This window comes from Quadrisphaera sp. RL12-1S, from assembly GCF_014270065.1.
Taxonomy (GTDB): domain Bacteria; phylum Actinomycetota; class Actinomycetes; order Actinomycetales; family Quadrisphaeraceae; genus Quadrisphaera.
In genome coordinates this window covers 513,290-529,663 of record NZ_JACNME010000002.1, presented here as the reverse complement: position 1 = coordinate 529,663, position 16,374 = coordinate 513,290, and the positions used below count along the sequence as shown (strand labels likewise).

Annotated in this window: 21 protein-coding genes and 1 riboswitch; of the genes, 14 read left to right on the top strand and 7 right to left on the bottom strand. The window is 74.8% G+C overall.

Annotated elements, in window-relative coordinates; translation table 11 throughout:
• Nucleotides 1-15 precede the first annotated feature (15 nt).
• On the bottom strand, nucleotides 16-366 hold the full coding sequence (locus H7K62_RS05975; protein WP_370591628.1) for a VOC family protein: 351 nt from the start codon (nucleotides 364-366) through the stop codon (nucleotides 16-18).
• Nucleotides 367-541: 175 nt separating this feature from the next.
• On the opposite strand from H7K62_RS05975, the gene H7K62_RS05970 reads away from it, so the two are divergent.
• Nucleotides 542-853, top strand: a complete 312-nt coding sequence (locus H7K62_RS05970; protein ID WP_186716970.1) for a PadR family transcriptional regulator — start codon at nucleotides 542-544, stop codon at nucleotides 851-853.
• On the top strand, nucleotides 846-1,190 hold the full coding sequence (locus H7K62_RS05965; RefSeq protein WP_186716969.1) for a DUF1048 domain-containing protein: 345 nt from the start codon (nucleotides 846-848) through the stop codon (nucleotides 1,188-1,190). Before H7K62_RS05970 ends, H7K62_RS05965 begins: the two co-directional genes overlap by 8 nt.
• A gap of 24 nt (nucleotides 1,191-1,214) precedes the next feature.
• Here H7K62_RS05965 and H7K62_RS05960 read toward each other — a convergent pair whose 3' ends face one another.
• Nucleotides 1,215-2,081 (bottom strand): PHP domain-containing protein, encoded by an 867-nt coding sequence (locus H7K62_RS05960; RefSeq protein WP_222437130.1) that lies wholly within the window; start codon nucleotides 2,079-2,081, stop codon nucleotides 1,215-1,217.
• 209 nt (nucleotides 2,082-2,290) lie between these two features.
• Between H7K62_RS05960 and H7K62_RS05955 the strand changes: the two genes are divergently transcribed.
• Nucleotides 2,291-2,860: a tyrosine-protein phosphatase gene (locus tag H7K62_RS05955; protein WP_186716968.1), complete on the top strand. Its 570-nt coding sequence runs from the start codon at nucleotides 2,291-2,293 to the stop codon at nucleotides 2,858-2,860.
• On the top strand, nucleotides 2,857-3,264 hold the full coding sequence (locus tag H7K62_RS05950; protein WP_186716967.1) for a VOC family protein: 408 nt from the start codon (nucleotides 2,857-2,859) through the stop codon (nucleotides 3,262-3,264). The genes H7K62_RS05955 and H7K62_RS05950 overlap by 4 nt, the downstream gene beginning before the upstream one ends.
• A 298-nt stretch (nucleotides 3,265-3,562) precedes the next feature.
• Here H7K62_RS05950 and H7K62_RS05945 read toward each other — a convergent pair whose 3' ends face one another.
• The gene (locus H7K62_RS05945; protein WP_186716966.1) at nucleotides 3,563-4,021 is read right to left on the bottom strand and encodes an Lrp/AsnC family transcriptional regulator; all 459 of its coding nucleotides are present in this window, start codon (nucleotides 4,019-4,021) and stop codon (nucleotides 3,563-3,565) included.
• An 85-nt stretch (nucleotides 4,022-4,106) separates the two neighbouring features.
• Here H7K62_RS05945 and H7K62_RS05940 point away from each other — a divergent pair, with 85 nt between their 5' ends.
• Nucleotides 4,107-4,538 carry a rhodanese-like domain-containing protein gene (locus H7K62_RS05940; RefSeq protein WP_186716965.1) on the top strand — a complete coding sequence of 144 codons (432 nt, stop codon included), beginning with the start codon at nucleotides 4,107-4,109 and terminating at the stop codon, nucleotides 4,536-4,538.
• Between the two features lie 80 nt (nucleotides 4,539-4,618).
• On the opposite strand, the gene H7K62_RS05935 is transcribed toward H7K62_RS05940, so the two are convergent.
• Complete coding sequence (locus H7K62_RS05935) at nucleotides 4,619-5,035, bottom strand: STAS domain-containing protein (RefSeq protein ID WP_186716964.1); 417 nt, start codon at nucleotides 5,033-5,035, stop codon at nucleotides 4,619-4,621.
• Nucleotides 5,036-5,238: 203 nt separating this feature from the next.
• Between H7K62_RS05935 and H7K62_RS05930 the strand changes: the two genes are divergently transcribed.
• From H7K62_RS05930 to H7K62_RS05890, 9 genes are all read left to right on the top strand, one after another.
• Nucleotides 5,239-5,934, top strand: coding sequence for an SDR family NAD(P)-dependent oxidoreductase (locus H7K62_RS05930; RefSeq protein WP_186716963.1), 696 nt, complete (start codon nucleotides 5,239-5,241; stop codon nucleotides 5,932-5,934).
• A gap of 154 nt (nucleotides 5,935-6,088) precedes the next feature.
• Nucleotides 6,089-6,547, top strand: coding sequence for a hypothetical protein (locus H7K62_RS05925; protein ID WP_186716962.1), 459 nt, complete (start codon nucleotides 6,089-6,091; stop codon nucleotides 6,545-6,547).
• 112 nt (nucleotides 6,548-6,659) lie between these two features.
• A riboswitch (SAM riboswitch) is annotated at nucleotides 6,660-6,780 on the top strand.
• A 27-nt stretch (nucleotides 6,781-6,807) separates the two neighbouring features.
• Nucleotides 6,808-7,716, top strand: a complete 909-nt coding sequence (locus H7K62_RS05920; protein WP_186716961.1) for a hypothetical protein — start codon at nucleotides 6,808-6,810, stop codon at nucleotides 7,714-7,716.
• A 43-nt stretch (nucleotides 7,717-7,759) separates the two neighbouring features.
• Nucleotides 7,760-8,923 carry an LLM class flavin-dependent oxidoreductase gene (locus H7K62_RS05915; protein WP_186716960.1) on the top strand — a complete coding sequence of 388 codons (1,164 nt, stop codon included), beginning with the start codon at nucleotides 7,760-7,762 and terminating at the stop codon, nucleotides 8,921-8,923.
• Nucleotides 8,920-10,278: an NtaA/DmoA family FMN-dependent monooxygenase gene (locus H7K62_RS05910; protein ID WP_186716959.1), complete on the top strand. Its 1,359-nt coding sequence runs from the start codon at nucleotides 8,920-8,922 to the stop codon at nucleotides 10,276-10,278. Before H7K62_RS05915 ends, H7K62_RS05910 begins: the two co-directional genes overlap by 4 nt.
• On the top strand, nucleotides 10,275-11,432 hold the full coding sequence (locus H7K62_RS05905) for an LLM class flavin-dependent oxidoreductase (RefSeq protein ID WP_186716958.1): 1,158 nt from the start codon (nucleotides 10,275-10,277) through the stop codon (nucleotides 11,430-11,432). Before H7K62_RS05910 ends, H7K62_RS05905 begins: the two co-directional genes overlap by 4 nt.
• Nucleotides 11,429-12,151: a GNAT family N-acetyltransferase gene (locus H7K62_RS05900; protein WP_186716957.1), complete on the top strand. Its 723-nt coding sequence runs from the start codon at nucleotides 11,429-11,431 to the stop codon at nucleotides 12,149-12,151. The genes H7K62_RS05905 and H7K62_RS05900 overlap by 4 nt, the downstream gene beginning before the upstream one ends.
• 165 nt (nucleotides 12,152-12,316) lie before the next feature.
• Nucleotides 12,317-12,490: a CsbD family protein gene (locus H7K62_RS05895; RefSeq protein WP_186716956.1), complete on the top strand. Its 174-nt coding sequence runs from the start codon at nucleotides 12,317-12,319 to the stop codon at nucleotides 12,488-12,490.
• A 10-nt stretch (nucleotides 12,491-12,500) separates the two neighbouring features.
• Nucleotides 12,501-12,920, top strand: coding sequence for a hypothetical protein (locus H7K62_RS05890; protein ID WP_186716955.1), 420 nt, complete (start codon nucleotides 12,501-12,503; stop codon nucleotides 12,918-12,920).
• 75 nt (nucleotides 12,921-12,995) lie between these two features.
• Here H7K62_RS05890 and H7K62_RS05885 read toward each other — a convergent pair whose 3' ends face one another.
• The 3 genes from H7K62_RS05885 to H7K62_RS05875 form a co-directional block, all read right to left on the bottom strand.
• Complete coding sequence (locus H7K62_RS05885; protein WP_222437129.1) at nucleotides 12,996-14,369, bottom strand: ABC transporter substrate-binding protein; 1,374 nt, start codon at nucleotides 14,367-14,369, stop codon at nucleotides 12,996-12,998.
• Between the two features lie 102 nt (nucleotides 14,370-14,471).
• Nucleotides 14,472-15,326, bottom strand: coding sequence for a carbohydrate ABC transporter permease (locus H7K62_RS05880; protein ID WP_370591640.1), 855 nt, complete (start codon nucleotides 15,324-15,326; stop codon nucleotides 14,472-14,474).
• Nucleotides 15,327-15,415: 89 nt separating this feature from the next.
• Nucleotides 15,416-16,339 (bottom strand): carbohydrate ABC transporter permease, encoded by a 924-nt coding sequence (locus H7K62_RS05875; protein WP_186716954.1) that lies wholly within the window; start codon nucleotides 16,337-16,339, stop codon nucleotides 15,416-15,418.
• Between the last annotated feature and the right edge of the window lie 35 nt (nucleotides 16,340-16,374).

Below are 16,374 nucleotides of genomic sequence, written 5' to 3'. Positions count from 1 at the left end.
GGTCTCACGACCCGTTCAGGTCGCGTGCTCGTCCTCGAGGAGGACCAGGCCGTTGCCGTCCGGGTCCTCGAAGGAGAACATCGGCGGCACGCCCTCCCAGCGCAGCACCTCGGGGTTGTGCATCACGACGCCCGGGGTCTCGCGCAGCCGGGCGTGCGCCGCGTCGGCGTCGGACGTGCCCAGGCGGACGGCCATCGGCAGCGGGCTGCCGGGGGGCAGCAGCACGATGCCGACCTCCGAGCCCGGCGGCACCACCTCCACGTACCGGGCGCCGGGCATCGCCTCCACGTCGGTGCGCACGGTGCAGCCGAGCACCTCGGTGTAGAAGCGCAGCGCGGCGTCCTGGTCGGCCACGGGGACAGACACGCTCAGCACCCTCGTCGTCATCGGCTCGCTCATGCCGGTGGTGACCGCCCCGGTGGCGGGGACTCATCGGTGCTTGACAGCGCTGTACTCAGTGTCGCAGAGTACTGGTACTCAGTGGCGCTGAGTAGCGATCAGACACCGATCTGAGGGGGTCGTCCTGGACAACCTGACCGAGATGCTCAAGGGAGTCCTCGAGGGCTGCGTGCTGCAGGTCATCGACCGTGGCGAGACCTACGGCTACGAGATCACCTCGACGCTGCAGGGGCTCGGCCTCACGGGCGTGGTCGAGGGCACCGTCTACGCGATCCTGCTGCGACTGGAGAAGAACGGCCTGGTCAGCACTGACAAGCGGCCGTCGACCAGCGGACCGCCGCGCAAGTTCTACGCCCTGAACGACGCCGGCCGGCAGCGCCTGGCCGCGTTCTGGAGCACGTGGGACTTCCTGTCCACCACCATCGACGACCTGCGGGAGGGCCCCCGTGCGTGACCTGCTCACCAAGCTCATCGGCGAGAAGAAGGAGTGGCGCCTCATGGAGGCCCGCGCCGCCGCACTCCCCGAGGACTACCGCGTCATGTACGCGGAGATCAAGAAGTACGTCTTCAACCTCGCCGGGGGCGACGGCCGGTCGATCGTCGCCCTTCTCGAGGGCCTCCTCGGCCTCTTCGAGACCGGCGCCACCGACGGCCGCCGCGCGCTGGAGGTCACCGGGGACGACGTCGCCGGCTTCTGCGACGAGCTGCTCCGCAACGCCCGCACCTACACCCAGGACTGGCGCGAGCAGCTCAACCGCACGGTCCACGAGAAGCTCGACCGGCGCCCCTGACGGACGACGACGGCGGCCGTCGCGTCAGGCGCGGCCCCACAGATCGAACGGCGTCGGCCCGGGCCTGAACCCGCAGGCCTGCGCGAGGTCGGCCGCTTCGCGGAAGCCGTGGGCGAGGGCCTCGGGGTGGTGCGCGTCGCTGCCGAACGCCACCGCGTCACCGCCGGCCTCGTGCCACCAGCGCAGCACCCGGCCCTCCAGGGGACGGCGGGTGTTGAGCTCCAGCGCCCGGCCGGAGGCGGCCAGTGCTGCCAGGGCGGTGCGGACGTCGTCCTCCAGCGCGTCCCAGGGCACCGGCCCCTCGGAGGTGGGCCAGGTGCGCAGCGGGTAGTCGACGTGGGCGAGCACCGCGAACGGCGCATCGCTGGCGGCCAGGGCGGCGACCTCCGCGAGGTAGGCGCGGACGACGTCCAGCGGTGGGCGCTGGAGGTAGCCGTGGCCGGTCTCCACGTGCTCGACGACCTCACCGGGTGTCGTCGACGCGGCGTCCGGGTGCAGGTCGGGCAGGGCGTGCACCGAGCCGACCAGCCGCTCCGCGCCGGTGGCTCGGACGAGGTCGGCCACGGCGCCGGGGTGCCAGTGCGGCTCGCTGAGCTCGAGGCCGGACCAGATCCGCAAGTCGGGGAAGTCCTCGCGGCAGCGGCCCACCTCGGCCAGGTAGGCCTCCACCTGCAGGGCGTCGCCGAGGAAGCGGCCGTGTGCGTCGACGTGGCCGCGGTAGCGCTCGGGCAGCGGCTGGCCGTGGAGGTTCCACCGCGTCAGGTCGACGTGCTCGGTGAACGCCAGCGCGGGCAGCCCGATCTCCACGGCGCGGGCGCAGGTGGCGTGCATGTCGCCGGTGGGGGCGTCCCAGGAGAACTGGCTGTGGACGTGGCCGTCGGCGGGCAGCACCCTGCGACGCTAGCCCGCGTGCACGACGGGTGGCCCGGTGAGCAGCGCGGCGCGGTGCGCCTGGGGGTCCTGTCCGGCTTTCCCGGCTCGGCCGACCTGGGTGGTCTCCCGCTGGGGGACGGCGGGACGACCGTGCTGCGGCGCGTGGTCCGCTCCGCCGTGCCCGTCGACCTGCTCGTCGACGACCGGGGGCTGCGCAGCAGTTCGGGGTGGGCGCGGTCGTCGACCTGCGCGGGGAGGAGGAGGCGCGCCTGCTTCCCCACCCGCTGGCCGACCTGCGCCACTACCGGCTGCTGCCGCTGGTCGACCCGGCCGCTGAGGCGCTGCGCGACACCGGTGCGGAGGCCACCTTCGGCGACCTCTACTCGCGGAGCCTCGAGCGGAACCGCAGGACCCTGGCGCTGGTGTTCGGCGCCCTCGCTGACCTCGCTGACCTCGCAGACCGCGCCGTCAGCGCACCGAGCGCCGAGGCCGTCCTCGTGTGCTGCGCGGCCGGTCGCGACAGGACGGGCATGGTGGCCGCACTGCTGCTCGACCTCGCGGGCGTCGAGCGGGAGGCCGTGGTCGACGACTACCACCGCGCCGGCAGCGGCAGGCCCGTCGTCGACCCGGCGACGGCACCGCCGCCGCGTCGGCGAGGTGGTCCGGACATCGACGCGATGCTCGACCACGTACACGCCCGGTGGGGCGGGTCAGAGGCCTACCTGTGGTGGCTCGGCCTGGACGACCGGCAGGTCACGGCCCTCCGATCGCTGCTGCGCCCGACCGGCGCCGCGTGAACGGGACCTCGCCACCGCGCGGCGCGCTGCACCACGTCGAGCTGTGGGTGCCGGACCTGGCGCGGGCGCTGCCGCGCTGGTCGTGGCTGCTCGGCGAGCTGGGGCACGTGCCCCTCCAGGCGTGGGAGGGAGGCGCGAGCTTCCGGCTGGGCGCGACCTACCTGGTGCTCGAGCAGTCCCCGGCATTGGTGGGTGAGCGGCACGAGCGCCTGCGACCGGGCCTGAACCACCTCGCCTTCCACGCCGGCAGGCGCGAGCAGCTCGACGCGCTGGTCGCCGCGTCTGCCGGCCACGGCTGGCGGCTGCTGTTCCCCGAGCAGCACCCCTTCGCCGGGGGGCCTGACCACTGCGCGGCCTACCTCGAGGACGAGGACGGCTACGAGGTCGAGCTGGTCGCCTCCTGACCCGCGCCGCCAGGGGTGGCGAGCGCGAGGCTCCGTGCAGGGGGAGGCGGCGCCGATGCTGCTGCAGCCGGCGGTCCGGGACGGGGTGGGCGCTGGGCGCCGACGAGCGCGCCCGCCTCGCCCCGGCCGTCGTTCATCGCCTTCTGCAGGCCGCGTCCCATCGGACGAGCGTGGCCGCCGACGTTCGTCGTCGTCCACCTGCCCCGGGTGGATCTGGTCCGCTCCCGGCATGGCCCAGGGTGGCCCTGGTCCACTCCCAGGGGACCAGGGCCACCCTGGGCCAACGGGGTGGGGGCGGTCAGGCGGGCGTGAGGTCCCGGCGGGGCAGCGGGCTCGAGTAGACGACGCTCGTGGTGATGCCGCCGAGCGTCGCCAGCTTCCCGGTGATGCGCTCCAGGTCGCGCATGCTGCGGGCGAGCACCTTGAGGATGAAGCAGTCGTCACCGGTGACGTGGTGCGCCTCCACCACCTCGGGCAGCACGGCGAGCAGGTCGTGGAACGGCTTGTAGTTGCCGCTCGGGTACGCCAGCCGCACGAACGCCTGCACGGCGTAGCCGAGCGCCTCCGGGTCGACCACCGCGGTGTACCCGGTGATGACGCCGAGGTCGGTCAGCCGGCGCAGCCGGTCCGCGGTCGCGCTGGGGGAGAGGTTCACCGCCCGGGCGAGGTCCGCGACGCTCATCCGCCCGTCCTTCTGGAGGGCCTCCACGACGCCCCGGTCGACGGCGTCCAGCACGATCTGCGGGTTCGACGGCACGCAGGCCAGGATGCCAGCGGATCCACGGCGCAAGGGCTCAACCGCCGTGGAACACCCCTGTCCAGCGCAGCGCCACCCCGCTTCCATGGACGTCATGACCAGCCCCGCGACCTCCGCCGCCGACTTCTTCGCCGCGCGCCTCGCCCACCAGACCGACCCTGCCGACCTCGCCCACGCCCGCGCCTCCGGTGCGGCGCCGCTCGTCGTCGACGTCCGCTCCGCCGCCGGGTGGGCGGCCGGCCGCATCCCCGGCGCCGTGCACATCCCCCTCGCCGAGCTCACCGACCGCATCGGCGAGCACGCCCCCGACCCCGACGCCGATGTGGTCGTCTACTGCTGGGGCCCCGGCTGCAACGGCAGCACCCGCGCGGGGCTGGCGCTCGCGCGAGCCGGCTACGGCTGCGTGAAGGAGCTCGTCGGCGGCTACGAGTACTGGGTGCGCGAGGGCTTCGCCGTCGCCAGCGACACCGGCCGCAGCCGCCAGGCACCGGATCCGCTCACCGCGCCCGTCAGATGATCGGCAGGATGGCGCTTTGGTGGCCCGGCGCGTGTACCGCCGGCGCTACCGGCGGGCCCTGGCCGGCGGGACCGGCCCGGTCAGCCTCGAGCTTCCCGGGCCTTGACGGCCTCGGCCAGGGTGGCGTGCAGGGAGATGACGCGGTGCACGCCGGTGAGGGTGAGCAGCCGCCTCGCCTGCTCGCTGGCGCCGACCACCGCGAACCGTCCGCCGCGGACGGTGGTGCGGCGCAGCGCGGTGAGGAGCGCTCCGAGGCCGGCGGAGTCGACGAAGCCGACGTCGGTCAGGTCCACCACCACGTCGCGGACGCCCGCTGCCTGGCGGTCGTCCGGCAGCGCTTCCTCGGTGGCGCGTCGGAGCCGGGGAGCGGACACGAGGTCCAGGTCCCCCACGAGCGTCACGACGCAGAGCGAGACGCCGCCGGCGGGTGGGTGGACCGCCACCGCCACCGCCAGCAGCGGGCGTGGTCCGGACGCCTCGAGGGTCGAGGTGGTCATGGTCGCTCCGCTCTGCCGGAGTGCGTCGGGGTCGCAGCGCGGGGTGCACCACGCCGTGACCTGGGGATGTGACTGACCGTAGGCAGTGGTTGACGGGCGGCACAGGGCCGGAGGGCCCTGGTGGGGTGCGCGCGCGGGGCGGCGGGTGCAGGGCGCCGTCGCCTCGGCTGGCGCGGCGCCGTCGCCTGGCTGAGCCTTCACCCGTGGACCTGGACCTGCGTGGACGCGTCGTGCTCGTCGTCGGTGGGCGGGGGCTCATCGGCTCCGCCGTGGTGCGGCGGCTGACCGAGGAGGGCGCCACCGCCGTGGTCGCCTCCCGCTCCACCGACCCCGACGACGCCGGCACCCGCCTGCGCCTCGACGCCCGCGACGACGCCTCGGCGGCCGCTGCCGTCGAGGCCGTCCTGGCCCGGCACGGCCGGCTCGACGGCCTCGTGGTCACGGCCGCGCCCAGCGCGCAGACCCTGGACGCCTCCCGCAACGACGACCCGGCCCAGGTGCTGGAGGCGTTCGACGCGAAGGCCGTCGTCTTCCTCCGCCTGGCCACCGCGGCGCTGCCGGTGATGCGCGCGGCCGGCTACGGGCGCGTGGTGGGCATCAGCGGGCAGAACGCCTTCCTCACCGGCAACACCACCGGCGCGGTCCGCAACGCGGCGCTCATCGTGGTGGCCAAGAACCTCGCCGACGCGGTCGCCGGCACGGGCGTCACGGTGAACACCGTCAGCCCCGGCACCGTCACCCCCACCCCGGCCGCCGAGGTGCAGCCCGGTCGCGGCGGTGAGTCCAGCCCGGACCAGATCGCCGACCTCGTCACCTTCCTCCTCTCCCCGCGCACCGCCGCGATCTCGGGGGAGTCGATCGCCACGGGCCACCGCGTGCGCGGCGTCGTCTCCTCCTGAGCCCGTCCCCCCGGGGCTCACGACGACTGTGGTGTGCGTCCGGCCGGGTGATCGGCCGGCCGGCGCCCGCAGCGGCGGCGTCGGCCGCCGATGCGGATCACGGACGGGAGCAGCCCGCTCCCGCACCGACCACCGGCGAGGAGGACCGACGGCGATGAGCGCACAGGCCATCTCGGCCGGGTCGCTGCGCCTGCCCGGCCGCGGCGGCGCGGCCAGCGGAACCCCCGCCGAACAAGCCGTGCAGCGGGCGCAGAAGGCGTACGCGCAGGCCGTGGAGCGGCTGCGGACGGACGCCCTGCAGCGCGCCGACGCCCAGGTCATGAAGATCGACCAGGCGGCGGTGGACTTCGCCGGCGGTGCGCTGGCGCAGGCCCAGGCGGCTCTGGTCCGTGAGCAGCGCCAGACCGAGGCGGCGTCACAGGCGCGCACCCCGCGCACCCCGCGGGCCTCAGAGCCGGACGCGCAGCACCTCGCCCAGCCCGTCGCTGACAGCGTGGAGCTCACCACCAGGCCGCGGGCTGAGGACGCGCGCCACGAGCACCGGGCCCACCGCGACCGGCAGCGCCTCGACGACGAACTCACCGCGGTCCTGAGCGTGAACACCCTCGCGTGACGGTCGGGGGCCGCCACCGCGATCTGCCGGGCCGGCCCGTGAGTCCGCCCTTGACGGGCCGGCACCCGATCCGTCACGCTCGTCCCGCACCACACGTTCCACCAGTCCCACAGGTCATGAGCGTCAGCGACAAGCCCTGGCTAGCTGACCGGCAACCCTCGCTCTGCGGCGGGGTGCCCCAGGTGACGACCCGACCGGACCCCGCTGCCAGCGGAGGCCGGTAAGCGCGAGGCCCCGTCCGGGGCGGAAGAGGTCCACCCGTGTCGCAGATCCAGCTGGCGCTCGCCCTCGACGGCGCCCGACCGAGCCTCCCCTCAGCCGGCACCGCCGCAGCCACCACCGCCGAGCTGGTCCACCACGTCCGCGAGGCCGAGGTCGGCCTGCTCGACCTCGTCACCCTCGACGCGCCCGAGGACCGCGCTCCCGACGAGGCTGGCAGCGGCCTCGGCGGCGGGGTCGGCGCCGTCCTGGCCGCCGTCCGGCTGGCCGCGGCCACGCGCACCGTCGGGCTGCTGCCCACCGTGCACGCCGGGCGCACCGAGCCGTGGACCATCGCCCGCGCCGTCCACGAGCTCCACACCACCGCCCCCGGCCGCGCCGGGGTGCTCCTGCGGGTCCCGGTGCCCGCCGACGAGCAGGGCTGGGTGCAGGCGGTGCGCCGCAGCTGGCCGGCCGGCAGTCGCCTGCCCGTCGTGGCTCTGCCCGGACGCGGCGGTCGCGACCACCGCGCGCTGCCCGCGGACGCCGCCGACCTCGGCTTCGTGACGCCGCGCACCACGGTGGACGCCCAGCAGCTGGTGGCCGCGGCCCGCAGCGCCGGCGCGCCCCGCCACCTGCTCGGGGACCTCGTCGTCGTCATCGACGACAGCTCCGCCCGCGCCCGGCAGCGCTGGGAGCGCTCGACCGGGGAGGCGCCGAGCACCGCACCCGAGGGCGCGCGCGTCTTCGCCGGCACCCCCGGGCAGCTCGCGGACCTGGCCCTGGGCTGGCGGGCCGCTGGGCTGGCAGGCCTGCGGCTGCACCCGGTCGACCCGGCACGGGACGTCCGGGGCGTGACCCGCGGCCTGGTGCCCGAGCTGCAGCGCCGCCGGGCCTTCCGCCGCTCCTACCGCGGCGCCGACCTGCGCGACCGCCTCGGCGAGCCCGCGGCAGCGGCCGCCGCCGCGTGAGGGGCGCTGGAACAAGCCCGCCCCCGCCGGGGCTGAGCACGGCGTGAGCACGCAGCACCTGCACCTCGCCCTCGCGCTGGACGGCGCGGGGTGGCACCCCGCCGCCTGGCGCGAGCCCACCGCCCGTCCGCGCGACCTGTTCACCGCGGCCTACTGGACCGACCTCGTCCGCGAGGCCGAGGCAGGTCTGCTCGACCTGGTGACCATCGAGGACGCGTTGCGCGTGCAGTCCGCCGACCGCACGGACGTGGTGGTGGGCCGCCTCGACGCCGTGCTCCTCGCGGCGCGGCTCGCGCTGGTCACCGAGCACATCGGCCTCGTGCCGAGCGCCACGGCCACGCACACCGAGCCGTTCCACCTGTCCAAGGCCGTCGCCACGCTCGACCACGCCACCCGCGGGCGCGCTGGGGTGCGCGTGCAGGTCTCCCTGAGCCCCGACGAGGCCGCCCAGTTCGGCCGCCGCCCCGCTCCCGACCTGCCCGACGCCCTCGACGAGGCCCGTGACTGGGTGGAGGTGCTCCGCCGCCTCTGGGACTCCTGGGAGGACGACGCCGAGATCCGCGACGTCGCCACCGGCCGGTTCGTCGACGCCGCCAAGCTCCACCCCATCGACTTCTCCGGCCCGCACTTCTCCGTGCGCGGCCCGGCCATCACCCAGCGCCCGCCGCAGGGCCAGCCGCTCGTGGCGGCCCTGTCCCACGTGCCCGTGGCGCACCGGTTCGTCGCGCGCTGCGCTGACCTGGGCTTCCTCACCCCCCACGACGACGCGCGCCGCCTCGTCGCGGCCGTCCGCGACGAGCGCGAGGTCCAGCCGGCCTGGCCGGACGGGCTCGGCGACCAGCCGCTGCGCCTGCTCGGCGACGTCGTCGTCGTCCTCGACCCCCGCCCGGGGGCCGCAGCGGAGCGGCTGGCCCGCCTCGACGGGACCGCCGGGGCGCCCCTGGCGCAGACCAGCGACGCGCTGGTCTTCGCGGGAACGCCCGGCGAGCTCGCCGACCTGGCCCTGGCGTGGCGGGAAGCGGGGCTGGACGGGCTGCGGCTGCGGCCCGCCGTCCTCCCCGACGACCTGCGGGCGATCACCCGCCAGCTCGTGCCCGAGCTTCAGCGCCGCGGCGCCTTCCGCACCGCGTACGCCGGGACGACCCTGCGCGAGCGCCTCGGCCTGCCGCGTCCCGCCAACCGCTACGCCCAGGGGGTCAGCAGATGAGCAAGCGCCAGGTGCACCTCGCGGCGCACTTCCCCGGTGTCAACAACACCACCGTGTGGTCCGACCCCGCCGCGGGCAGCCACATCGACCCCGACTCGTTCGTCAGGTTCGCGCAGACCGCCGAGCGCGGGAAGCTCGACTTCATGTTCCTCGCGGAGGGGCTGCGGCTGCGCGAGCACGCCGGACGCATCTACGACCTCGACGTGGTCGGCCGCCCCGACACCTTCACCATCCTCGCGGCGCTCGCCGGCGTCACCACGCACCTCGGGCTCACCGGGACGATCAACTCGACGTTCAACGAGCCGTACGAGGTGGCACGCCAGTTCGCCACCCTCGACCACCTCTCCGACGGTCGGGCGGCGTGGAACGTCGTCACCAGCTGGGACGCGTTCACGGGGGAGAACTTCCGCCGCGGCGGCTTCCTTGGGGCGGACCAGCGCTACGACCGCGCCCGCTCCTTCCTGGAGACGGCGCTGGAGCTGTTCGACTCCTGGCGGGGTGACGAGGTCCTCGCCGACCAGGCCACCGGCCGGTTCCTGCGAGCCCCCGGGCCCGGGGCGTTCTCCCACCGCGACGCGTTCTTCGACATCGCCGGGCACACCACCGTGCCCCGCAGCCCCCAGGGTCGGCCGGTCGTCTTCCAGGCCGGTGACTCCGAGGAGGGCCGGGAGTTCGCCGCCGAGCACGCCGACGCCATCTTCAGCCGCCACGCGACGCTGGAGGAGGGCAGGCCGTTCTACGCCGACGTCAAGGCCCGGCTGGCGAAGCACGGGCGCCAGCGCGACGACCTGCTCGTGCTGCCCGCCGCCACCTTCGTGCTCGGCGACACCGACGCCGAGGCCGAGGAGCTGGCCCGCGAGGTGCGCCGCGCGCAGGTCAGCGGCGCCACCGCCATCGTCTTCCTCGAGCAGGTGTGGAACCGCGACCTGTCGCACCTCGACCCCGACGGCCCGCTGCCCGACGTCGACCCCGTGGTCGGCGAGCAGGTGATGAGCCAGGGCCGCGCCAGCGTCCGGATGCACCGCGACCCGCTGGCCACGGCGAGGGCGTGGCGCGAGCGCGCCGAGGCGGAGGGCCTGTCGATCCGCGAGCTGATGATCGAGCAGACCGCGCGGCAGACCTTCGTCGGGTCGCCGGTCACCGTGGCCGACCAGGTCCAGCACCTCGTGGAGGCGGAGGCCTCCGACGGGTTCATCCTCGTGCCCCACCTCACGCCGGGAGGCCTGGACCCGTTCGTCGACCGGGTGGTGCCGATCCTGCAGGAGCGCGGCGTGCACCGCACCGAGTACGAGGGCACCACCCTGCGCGACCACCTCGGCCTGCGACCCCTGACGACGACGGGGGCCCGCGCGTGAGCACGCCGCTGGCGGTCCTCGACCTGACGCCCGTCCCCTCGGGCGGCTCGGCCGCGCAGGCGCTGGCCAACAGCGCCGACCTCGCCGAGTCCGCGGAGCGGTTCGGGTACGCCCGCTACTGGGTGGCCGAGCACCACCTCAACCCCGGCGTGGTGGGCGTCTCGCCCGCGGTCGTCCTGGCCCTCGTGGCTGGGCGGACGAGCACGATCCGCCTCGGGTCGGCCGCGCTGCAGACCGGCCACCGCACGGTGCTGTCCGCCGTGGAGGACTTCGCCCTCCTCGACGCCGTGCACCCCGGCCGCGTCGACCTCGGCCTCGGCAGGCCCGGCGGTCCGCCGCGCGGGCCCGACGGATCGCTGCCGGCGCCGCCTCCGCCGCCCACCCCCGAGCAGGCCGCCGGGACGGTGGTCGACGGCGTGCGCATCCCCGGTCCGTTCCCGCTCGCGCCGATCCTCACCTCGGCGCGGTTCGCGGCGGTCCCCGAGCTCGTCCCGCCGCCGGCCTCCGGCGGCCCCTCCTTCGGTGAGCAGGTCGACACGGTGCTCGACCTCCTCGCCGGCACCTTCACGTCGTCGTCCGGAGTTCCGCTCCAGGCGCACCCCGGCACCGGCGCCGACCTGCAGGTGTGGCTGTTCGGCAGCACCGGCGGCACCACCGCCGCGGTGGCGGGCGAGCGCGGGCTGCGGTTCGGCGCCAACTACCACGTGGCCCCGCAGGGCGTCCTCGACGCCGCCCGCGCGTACCGGGCCGCCTTCCGCCCCTCCGAGGGCGCGCACGGTCTGGCGCGGCCGCACCTGGCGGTGTCCGCTGACGTCGTCGTCGCCGAGACCGGCGCCGAGGCCGAGCACCTGGCCGCCGGCTACGGGCCCTGGGTGCGCTCCATCCGCACCGCCGCCGGGGCCATCCCCTACCCGACGCCCGACGAGGCCGCCGAGCTCACCTCGCCGGAGCACTGGAGCGCCGACGACGACGCGCTGGTCCGCGACCGGCTCGCGACGCGCTTCGTGGGGTCGGCGCGGACCGTCGCGGAGGGCCTGGAGCGCCTGCGCGACGCCACCGGCGCCGACGAGCTGCTCATCACCACCACCACCCACGACCACGCCGCCCGCGTCCGCTCCTACGAGCTGCTGGCCGCCGAGTGGGGGAGGCGGTGACCGCGGCCTCCTCGGCGCTCGACCCGCTCGACCAGCTCGACAGGTCGGTGTGGAACGCCCTGCACGGCCCCCACGCGGGGCTGGCGGTGCGGCGCGGCCGCGTGGTGACCTACCCCGCCGACGTCGCGCAGTTCTCCTCCCTCCCCGAGGACCCGGCGCCGGGCGACTGGGCGGACGCCGCGGCCCTCGTGGGAGCTGACGGCGTCCTGCTGCTCACCGGCGACGTCCCCGAGCCCCCGCCGGGCTGGACCGCGCTCGTCGACATCCCCGGCGTGCAGATGGTCGCCACCGATGCCGTCGCGTCGGCGCCCGACCCGGAGGCCGTGGTGCTGGACGTCACCGACCCCGCCGACGTCGCCGAGGCGCTCGCCCTGGTGGAGCGGACCCGGCCCGGCCCGTTCTTCGAGCGGACCCTGGCGATGGGCACCTACCTCGGCATCCGCCGCGCGGGACGGCTCGTGGCGATGGCGGGGGAGCGGCTGCACCCACCGGGGGCCGTGGAGATCAGCGCCGTGTGCACCGACGCCGCCTGGCGCGGGCAGGGGCTGGGCACGCGGCTCGTGCACGCGGTGGCCCACGGGGTCCGGACGCGCGGCGAGGTGCCCTTCCTGCACGCCTCAGCGGAGAACACGGGGGCCATCCGCCTGTACGAGCAGCTCGGCTTCCACCTGCGCCGCACCACCCGGTTCACGGCACTGCGCCCACCCGCCCCCTCCTGACCCGGCCGGCCAGCGCCACCCAGCGGGAGGCGCGCTGCGCCAGTCGAGCGGGTGTGAGATGGCCCTCAGCCGCCCGGGCCGCCCTCGGCGAGCGTGTCGGACGCGACCTACCTAGCGTCGGGAGCGCCGGCGTCCGCCGGCGACCTTCGAGGAGTGGAGGCTGACGTGTCCGCAGTGGACAAGGCCAAGAACGTCGTGCAGCAGACCGTGGGCAAGGTCGAGGAGGCCGTCGGCAAGAAGACCGACGACGCCGAGCTGACCGCGCAGGGCCAGAAGGACCAGGCCATGGGCGCCCAGCGCCAGAACGTGGAGAAGGCGAAGGACGCCTTCAAGGGCTGAGGCGGCTGCCGTGAGCACAGCGAGCGGCACCAGCACCGGCGCCCCCGCCGCACTCGGCGCGGTGGCGGTCAGCGGCGCTGCCGAGCCGGTCGTGCACCAGCTCGTCAGCGCCGTCAGCACCGCACCGGAGCTGGCGTCCCTGGACCTGCACGAGCAGCTGCGCCTGCTCGCCGCCGCCAGCGAGCCGTGGCGCCACGAGGAGCACCGCCACCACTCGCGGATCCCCGTGGTGCTGGCGCACGCGATCGGGCGCGAGTGGCCCAGCCGCATCCACGGGAGCCTCAGCGACCACCCCGGCCACCCGGTGGCGCCGCACCAGCTGCCCCACCTCGCCGAGGAGGTCCAGGCCGTCCTGGACGGCGACGGCGCCCGCCGCGCGGAGTTCGTCTCCGAGGTGGTCCGCCTGCTGCGCGAGGGCCTGCCGCGATGACGGGCGCACCCGTCCCGGTCCGCCGCAGTGGTCGGACCGGGACGAGCGGCGCTCAGCGCCGAGCGGCGGCGGAGGTCACTTCTTCAGCTTCGGCTCCACGTCGCGCGTGTAGATCCCCTCGAGGGTCGCCTTCAGCTGGCTCAGCGAGCTGGCGACGTCGGCCTGGCCGGTGAAGACCGCGGCGGCGGTCTTGCCCATCTCCTGGTCGGCGCCGGGGAGGAACACCCGCGCCCAGTCCTGGGGCCGGGTAAGGGACAGCTGGTCGATCGCAGTCTTGAGCTGGGGCGTCGTGGTGAGCAGCTGCGTGGTGTCGGCAGACGTCCGCACCGGGATGTAGCCGGTGGCGTCGGAGAACGTCACGGTGTTCTCCGGGGACGTGAGGAACTTGATGAACTGCATCGCGGCCAGCTGGCGCCCCGGGTCGATGCCGCTGGGGATGGCCAGGCCCGCGCCACCGGTGGGGCAGACGGGCTCGGTGGCCGCCGGCCCACCCGGCAGGAAGCCGACGCCGAGGTCGATGGTCCCCGCCTTGAGAGCGGTGCGCAGGTCCCCGGTGGAGGAGGTGGTCGCGCTCACGGCCTTGGCGGTGAGGTCGGTGATGGCCGAGGTGCTGGCCACACCGGCCCAGCGGTCCTTGTAGACGGCGTCCTGGAGGAACTGCAGCGCCTGCTGGGCGGCGGAGGAGTCGCAGGTGATGGTGAAGGAGTCCTTCTGGCTCCACCCGGTGCCCCAGCCCCACAGGTTGTTCTGCAGCGTCCAGCCGGCGTAGCCCGCGACGGCGGGAAGCTGGTAGGCGTGCTGCGTGCCCAGGCCCGCGGCCTGCAGCTTCGGGGCCCACTCCGCCAGCTCCTGCCACGTGGCGGGAGCGCGGTCCGGCAGGCCTGCGGCCTTCCAGTGGTCCTTGTTGTAGTAGAAGAGCGGCGTGGAGCGCGCCCACGGCACCGCCCACGTGGAGCCGGCGTAGGAGTAGTCGTCGAGGAAGGTCTTCCGGTAGTCCGACGTCTGCACCTCCGCGGCCTCGAGCAGGTCGTTGAGCGGGGTGATGGAGCCCTGGAGGAAGTAGCGGAACCACCAGACGTCGGAGAGCACCATGAGGTCCGGCAGCTGCCCGCTGGCCTGGGCCGTCTGGAACTTGGCGGCGATGTCCTCGTAGCTGGCCCCGGCGGTGACCAGCGTGACCTTGGTGGCGCTCTGGGACGCGTTGTACGCGTCGACGATCTGCTGGGTCACCTGCTGGGAGGAGCCGGGGTTGCTCGACCAGAACTGGATGGTCGCTGCGGGCTTCACCGAGGCCCAGTCGACGCTGCTGGAGCTGGACGCTGCGGCGCCTGGGGCGGCTCCGCTGGTGCTGGGGCCGGCGCAGGCGGTCAGCGCGGTGGCGGCCACGCCGAGGCTGGCCAGGCCGAGGAACCGGCGTCGGTCGAGGGGGTGGGACAGGGGCGAGAGCACAGGGGTCTCCTCGTGGCTGGGTGACGGGGGGTGGTGACAGGGCCCGGGGTGTCCGGGGGGCTGGAGGGCGCGGTCGCGGTCGAGGGCGAGCCGCGGAGCGGGTCATTCCTTGACGGCGCCCTGCGCGAGACCCGCGACGATGTACCGCTGGAAGGCGGTGAACACGACGAGCACCGGGACGATGACCAGCACGGTCCCGGCCATCAGCACGCCGTAGGCGGCCGCTCCGCTCTCGCTGTTCTGCAGCAGGGTCAGGCCCACGGGGAGCGTCATCATGCTGGGCTCGGAGACGATGACCAGCGGCCAGAGGTACTCGTTCCACTCGTAGACGATGCTGACGAGGGTCACCGTGGCGATCGCCGGTGCGCAGACCGGGACGATGATCCGCGTGAGTCGCCGCCAGTGCCCGGCGCCGTCCAGCTCAGCGGCTTCCAGCAGCGAGGGGGGCACGGAGAGGAACTGCTGGCGCAGCAGGAAGGCGCCGAACCCGCTGCCGAGCCCGGGGAGGATGATCCCCCAGTAGGTGTCCTGACCGCCCAGGCTGCTGACGAGCACGAAGTTGGGCAGCAGGGAGACCTGGGAGGGCACCATGAGCGTGGCCAGCACCAGGAAGAACACCGCGCGCGAGAACCGGAACCTCACGAAGACGAGGGCGTAGGCGCAGCACACCGCCAGCACGACCTTGAGGCCGGCGCCGACCGTCGTCACGATGATGGAGTTGACGAACAAGCGCGGGAAGGGCACCCGGTCCGCTGCGGTGACGTAGTTGTGCAGCGAGGGGTGGGCGGGCAGCAGCTGCGGGGTCTGGCTGATGAGCTCTGCGGGCGTCTTGACCGAGGAGAGCACCATCCACAGCAGTGGCAGCACCACGACCAGCGTGGACAGCCACACCGGCAGGTAGCCGACCGCGACGGTGCGCAGCGCCCGGCGCAGCCGGTGCCGTGACCGCCGGGGCAGGGCCCCCTGTGCGTCGGGCGAGGTCTGCGGCGCGGGGGGCGCCCCTCCGGCCGGGCTGCCGGGGACGTGGTGGGGGGAGGTGGTGGTGCTCACCGGTAGTGCACCCGCTTCTCGAGGACCAGCAGCTGGAAGAGGGTCAGGCCCGCGAGCAGCACGAAGAGCACCGTCGAGAGGGCGGCGGAGTAGCCGGCCCGGTTGGAGCCCTCGAAGGCCTGCAGGTACGACTCGTACACGAGGGTGTCCGTGCCGCGCCCGAGCGGGCTCATCACCTTGAGGAGGTCGAAGGCCTGCAGGGAGCTGAGCGCCGTGGTGACGAGCAGGAAGAACGTCGTGGGCGACAGCAGCGGCACCACGACGGACACCAGCCGCCGCACGGGGCCGGCGCCGTCGAGGGCGGCGGCCTCGAGCACGTCCGGGTCGATGGACTGCAGCCCGGCCAGGTAGACGACAGCCGCGTAGCCGAGGTTCTTCCAGACGTAGACGACGACGACCATCGTCAGGGTGAGGTGCGGGTCGTTGAACCAGGCGGGGCTGGACCCGCCGAACGCGCGGAGCACGGCACCGAGGACCCCGATGACCGGGTCCATGATGAACAGCCAGACGAGTCCGACACCCACCCCGGACAGCACGTAGGGGGAGAACACGGCAGCGCGGGCCAGGCCGCTGCCAGTGACCTTCGTGTTGAGCGCGAGGGCCAGGAGCAGTCCCAGGAGCATCGATCCGCCGACCGTGGCGACGCCGAAGACCGCCGTGGTCGTCAGCACGGGGCCGGCGCTGCCCGAGGTGAAGAACTCCACGTAGTTGCCCAGCCCCACCGGGGTGGCGGTCGGCGAGCCGAGCGTCCAGTCCAGCGTCGAGTAGTAGGCGTTGGAGATCAGGGGCCGGTAGGTGAACACGAGGATGAGCAGCACGTTGGGACCGGCCAGTGCCCAGAACCACAGGGCCTCGCGGCGGCTCCTGCGGCGCAGCGCCTGCCGGCGCGGTGGCGCTGGGCGCTCGGTCAGCGCCGTCATCGCTGCACGTCCCGCGCCGGGCGCCGCGTCCTCGT